Source organism: Streptomyces sp. MB09-02B (assembly GCF_033794485.1).
GTDB lineage: Bacteria > Actinomycetota > Actinomycetes > Streptomycetales > Streptomycetaceae > Streptomyces.
The window spans coordinates 1-783 of record NZ_JARGEE010000957.1 but is presented as its reverse complement, the minus strand read 5'-3'; the positions used below and the strand labels follow the sequence as shown (position 1 = coordinate 783).

Here is a 783-nt window from a genome sequence, read left to right as displayed (position 1 = left end):
ACCCCCAGATTTTCAAAAGGGGTTTTGTTGGCGGGGTCGGAAGTGTGTAACGGCGCGCACCGGCTCCCTTCCCACGGGGATCGGCCGCGGTGGCGCGGAGGGGGAGCCACCGCGGCCGAGGTGTGTCCGGGGAGCAGGGCCGGTACGAGCGAGGAGAGGACCAGGATGGTGGTGGCGGAGGTCGAACCCGGTGCTCCCGTCGCCTCGCGGCCGGAGAGGACACCCTCGGCGCTGCGCGCGGCCCTGGCGCAGGTCGCCCCGCACCGCGTGGGCGAGATGGAACGGCAGAAGGACGAGGCGATCACACTGGCGGCCCGCACGGGCAGTCTCGGCCCGATCACCCGGTTCCTCGACACCTGGGCCGTGGCCGTCGAGATCGCCCGCGTCCCCACCTCCGCCGCGCGCCTGCGCACCGCCGAACACACCGCACGCACCGTGGCCCCCGACGACCCCGCCTGGCGCGAGGCGATGGAGGAGATCCACACCCTCCACACAACGGCCCGCCAGTCCCTGAACGACGCCTGACCGCAAACCGGCCGGCGACTGGGCGGCGGCTGGCCCCTGGCCGAACGGCGACCGGACGGCGACGGACGGCGACGGACGGCGACGGAGCCGAGACCCGCGCCCGCCCGGTCCGGCCACTCCCGCCGGCACAACCGTGCCCGCCGACACGACACTCGGCACTCGCCCGGTGTACGCGTCGCCTAAGGCCTCGTTCGATAAAGGTCTCGACGTACTCGGTCTCAGCCGCATGTCGACGCCCGCGCTCGCCCGATATGGCAC

Annotated in this window: 1 protein-coding gene and 1 pseudogene; both read left to right on the top strand. The window is 73.2% G+C overall.

Annotated elements, in window-relative coordinates:
* Window positions 1–165 precede the first annotated feature (165 nt).
* A complete protein-coding gene (locus tag P1P70_RS45310; RefSeq protein WP_319248420.1) occupies window positions 166–525 on the top strand; it encodes a DUF6247 family protein in 360 nt (119 codons plus the stop codon).
* 145 nt (window positions 526–670) lie between these two features.
* Window positions 671–783 (top strand): annotated as a pseudogene (locus P1P70_RS45305) (diacylglycerol kinase family lipid kinase); the annotation flags it as partial.